This window comes from Actinoplanes sp. NPDC051633, assembly GCF_040681735.1.
Lineage (GTDB): Bacteria > Actinomycetota > Actinomycetes > Mycobacteriales > Micromonosporaceae > Actinoplanes.
Genome location: NZ_JBFAZH010000809.1, coordinates 1 through 3,577, shown reverse-complemented (window position 1 = coordinate 3,577; position 3,577 = coordinate 1). Strand labels below are relative to the sequence as shown.

Here is a 3,577-nt window from a genome sequence, read left to right as displayed (position 1 = left end):
GTCGTCTGAACGGCCGCGCTACCGCCGGCGGCCGCCACGGACCCCGGCAACGACCGCGACGCCGGCGGCGGCGAGGCCCACCTGCAGGATCAGCTCGATCCAGTCGATCCCGGGGGTTTCGTCGACGCCGACCGCCGAGGCGATCAGGGTGCCGATGAAGGCCGCCACGACACCGATGACGAGCGTCAGCCAGATCGGGATGTTCTGCTTGCCCGGCACGACCAGCCGGCCGAGGGCGCCGATGATCAGGCCGATGATGATAGCGGTGAAAATTCCGGAGATTTCCATGTCAGCTCCTTGAGAGCGGTTGTGTCAGCCGCGAATTCCCCGGTTACCCGTGCGATCAAACGGCGAAGTGGATTCCCGGGTTCAGTTATCCGGGCGCAGGAGCTCGCGCAGCTGGAGTCTCGCCTGGTGGATCCGCGACTTCACGGTGCCCTCGGGCACCTGCTGAAGCACGGCGATCTCGCCGTACCCGAGTCCCACCAGGTCGCGCAGCGCGACCGCCTCCGCCAGCTCCGCCCGCAGGCGGCCCATCGCGTCGAGCACGTCGAGACGGGTGATCGCCACCACGCTCGTGCGGCGGGCATCGGCCCGGTCGGGCAGCACGTCGACGCACTCGGCCGGCAGGCGGGAGCCGGACCGGCGGTAGGTGGAGCGGGCACGGTTGGCGGCGAGGCGGTACAGCCAGGTGCGGAACGCGGAGCGGCCCTCGAACCCCGGCAGACCCCGGGCCATCGCGAGCAGCGTGTCCTGGCACGCCTCCTCGGCGTCCTCGCGATTGGACAGCACGCGGGAGCACAGCCGCAGAACCTCCGGCCGGACCGTCACGAGGAGGACGTTGAGAGCCGCCAGATCACCTCCCGAGGCGATCTGGGCCAGGGTGTCGACATCCGGCTCATACATCACGGTCAGTATGCGCGCCGGTAGCAAGCGGTTATGCGATCGCTATGTCAAGTGCCTGACAGATCGTGAACCGCAGCGCGTGGTGACGGGACCAATCCGGTAATCGTCCACCACAGACAACGGAGCTCACCATGCAGCGAGCAACACTTCTACACCTCTCGGTCGCCGCCGCGCTCACCAGCGCGCTCGTCGTGACCGCGGCACCGCCGGCCGGGGCCGGCACCTCGATATCCCTTCCGGTCACCGCATCAGCGCGGCAGGCGTCCGTCCCGATCGCCGCGATGCTCCGGGCGAGGGACCTCGGGGGCGCGACCCCGGAGACAGTCACCGACGACTACTGGGACGCGATGCGACCGCCGCAGCCGTGCGCCGACCGGCCGTATCGCAGCGCGTCGTCACGCGGCGCATCCCGTGCCGTCTGGGCGATGATCGGGTTCAACGACCGGCCGACCGTCGTGATGGAGGACGTGGCGATCTACCGAGCCGGCGGCGCCCGCCGCTACCTGCGTGACCTGCGCCGGGCGCTGGCCGCCTGCGACGGGGTCGACGAGCAGGGCGGACGATGGACGGTGCTGCGGTCCGGGGTGGCCGGCGACGAGTCAGTGCTCTTGCGGCACCGGGTCTACATCGACTACGCCGACACCTTCAAGGACACCTATCTCGTCGTCGCGCGCACCGGGCGTGTGCTGGTCACCGTCGCCGACACCGGCTGGGAGGATGGCGACGGGCATCGCGCCCTGGTACGGCGGCTGAGCACCATCGCCGTACGCCGGGCCGCGATCCTGACCTGAAAACCGGAACTTCCGATCAGCCCTGGTGATCGATCTCCGCGAGCAACTCTGGTGTGCGGCGCTTGTCGCCGCCATCCGAGGCGGCGGCCAGCGCCGCGTCGGCCGATGCCTGGCTCGCGTCCGGCGGCACGACCATCAGGTCGAAGCGGTCGAGCCCGAACTCGCTGATCATCGTGACCAGCCCGTGCGGCTGGGAGGTGAACCAGCCCAGCCGCAACGGCCGGTCGCCGCGCGCGACCCGCCGGGCGTGCGGCAGGCCCCAGTCGTCACCGTTCAGCAGCACGTGGGTGATCTGACCCCGGCTCGCACCCAGGGCCTCCACCAGCGCCGGAAGCTCGGCGGCGGCGTCCGTCGACCGGGGCCACCAGCCTCCGTCGAGGACGGTGGTGCGGGACGGACTCGCGTCCATCTTGAGGCGGACGGCCTCGGCCGGCGCGCGGGCGGTGGTCTGTGTCATGGCTGCGCCTCTCGTCGACGACATCCGCGCCATCGGTCGGAGGACGTCGAGAAGCCGGTTGTGACTCCACCGTACGCGCGTTGGCGGCCGATGCGCGTACGGTAGGTGTTGATCGGTGACTTCGTCATCGACGTATCGACCTTGGTGGACCTCGTCCTCGCCCCCGTCATCGGGCCGGGCCCCGCGCCTGCGTTTGGTCCCGGACGACGGGAATGCCCCATGGCGTCACCGACCAAGTGCACCCTGCTCGACGGCGGGTGGTCGCCGAGCTCGACCGACCTCCGGGCCGAGCTGTGCAGCCTCGTGCCCGCTCTCGACCATCTCCACGGCCGCGTCGCGCGGCTCCTGCTGAGCCCCGCGGGCTGGGCGACCCGGCCGAGCTGCGTCGTCGCGGCCGGCCACACGGTGAGCGTCGGCTACCTCGCCGGCCAGTCCCCCGCGACGATGACCGTGCTCAGCACCGACGGCGGCATCTTCACCATGCGCGTCGATCTGCCACCGCCCGCCACGGCCCGGTGACGACGACCTCGATGAGACTCCATGAGAAAGGCCGGTAAGGCCATCAAATACGGTTTCCTGAGCACGAGTTCCCCGACCCGCTGCGGGCTGGCGACGTTCAACTCCGCCCTGGCCGCCCACCTCGACGACGGCACCGGCGGAAACGGCATCGTCCGCGTCACCGTGGCCCACGACGACCAGCGCCCCGCGCCCGGGGTGGTGCACACGTGGCAGTCCGGTGCGCACGCTGGCCGGCGGGAGGCGGCGGCCGCCCTCAACGCCTTCGACGTCGCGGTGGTGCAGCACGATTACGGCATCTATCCGGGCCAAGACGGCGCGGAGATCGTGCCGTTGCTGCGCCGGCTCGCCGTACCCAGCATCGTCGTGCTGCACACCGTGCTCAGCAACCCGACCGCCTCGCAGAAATCGCTGCTCGAGGCCATTGTCGCCACGGCTTCCGCCGTGGTCACCATGACCGGTACGGCCCGGGACCGGCTGCTCATCGGGTACGCGGCGGACCCCGCCAAGGTCTCCGTGATCCCCCACGGCGCCGACGATCACGCCGGTGTGCCGGTGACCCGGGCGGATCAGCCGCACCTGCTCACCTGGGGACTGCTCGGTCCCGGCAAGGGCATCGAATGGGCGCTGCGAGCGTTCGCCATGCTTCAGGACCTCGACCCGGCGCCGACCTACACGGTTGCCGGACGCACCCACCCCAAGGTCGTCGAGCGGGACGGCGAGGCGTACCGCGCCGCCCTGCACCGGCTGGGCGCGACACTGGGCGTCGGGCACGCGGTGACGTATCGGCCGGAGTTCCTCGACGCTGCCGCGCTCGGCGGGCTGATCCGCTCGGCCGACGTGGTGATCCTGCCCTACGACTCTCGCGAGCAGGTCACCTCCGGCGTCCTCTCCGAGGCGGTGGCCG

The 3,577-nt window shown here is 70.9% G+C and carries 6 protein-coding genes; 3 read left to right on the top strand and 3 right to left on the bottom strand.

Annotation, left to right across the window (positions count from 1 at the left end):
• Positions 1–18 precede the first annotated feature (18 nt).
• Together AB0M20_RS32450 and AB0M20_RS32445 are read right to left on the bottom strand one after the other, a co-directional pair.
• Entirely contained in the window at positions 19–288 is a 270-nt protein-coding gene (locus tag AB0M20_RS32450; RefSeq protein WP_364304149.1) for a GlsB/YeaQ/YmgE family stress response membrane protein, read from the bottom strand.
• A gap of 81 nt (positions 289–369) precedes the next feature.
• Entirely contained in the window at positions 370–906 is a 537-nt protein-coding gene (locus AB0M20_RS32445; RefSeq protein WP_364304148.1) for an RNA polymerase sigma factor, read from the bottom strand.
• Positions 907–1,037: 131 nt separating this feature from the next.
• Here AB0M20_RS32445 and AB0M20_RS32440 point away from each other — a divergent pair, with 131 nt between their 5' ends.
• Positions 1,038–1,697, top strand: a complete 660-nt coding sequence (locus tag AB0M20_RS32440) for a hypothetical protein (RefSeq protein ID WP_364304147.1) — start codon at positions 1,038–1,040, stop codon at positions 1,695–1,697.
• A gap of 16 nt (positions 1,698–1,713) precedes the next feature.
• Here the strand turns inward: AB0M20_RS32440 and AB0M20_RS32435 are convergent, their stop codons facing one another.
• Complete coding sequence (locus AB0M20_RS32435; RefSeq protein ID WP_364304146.1) at positions 1,714–2,154, bottom strand: DUF5994 family protein; 441 nt, start codon at positions 2,152–2,154, stop codon at positions 1,714–1,716.
• Positions 2,155–2,373: 219 nt separating this feature from the next.
• Here AB0M20_RS32435 and AB0M20_RS32430 point away from each other — a divergent pair, with 219 nt between their 5' ends.
• Together AB0M20_RS32430 and AB0M20_RS32425 are read left to right on the top strand one after the other, a co-directional pair.
• Positions 2,374–2,673, top strand: coding sequence for a DUF5994 family protein (locus AB0M20_RS32430; protein WP_364304145.1), 300 nt, complete (start codon positions 2,374–2,376; stop codon positions 2,671–2,673).
• A 21-nt stretch (positions 2,674–2,694) separates the two neighbouring features.
• On the top strand, positions 2,695–3,577 hold an 883-nt coding region (locus tag AB0M20_RS32425), incomplete at its 3' end, for a glycosyl transferase family 1 (protein ID WP_364304144.1).

What these genes read in the sequence shown, in the direction of transcription:
- AB0M20_RS32450 (WP_364304149.1), bottom strand. Translation starts at nt 288, where the DNA reads ATGGAAATCTCCGGAATTTTCACCGCTATCATCATCGGCCTGATCATC.
- AB0M20_RS32445 (WP_364304148.1), bottom strand. Translation starts at nt 906, where the DNA reads ATGTATGAGCCGGATGTCGACACCCTGGCCCAGATCGCCTCGGGAGGT.
- AB0M20_RS32440 (WP_364304147.1), top strand. Translation starts at nt 1,038, where the DNA reads ATGCAGCGAGCAACACTTCTACACCTCTCGGTCGCCGCCGCGCTCACC.
- AB0M20_RS32435 (WP_364304146.1), bottom strand. Translation starts at nt 2,154, where the DNA reads ATGACACAGACCACCGCCCGCGCGCCGGCCGAGGCCGTCCGCCTCAAG.
- AB0M20_RS32430 (WP_364304145.1), top strand. Translation starts at nt 2,374, where the DNA reads ATGGCGTCACCGACCAAGTGCACCCTGCTCGACGGCGGGTGGTCGCCG.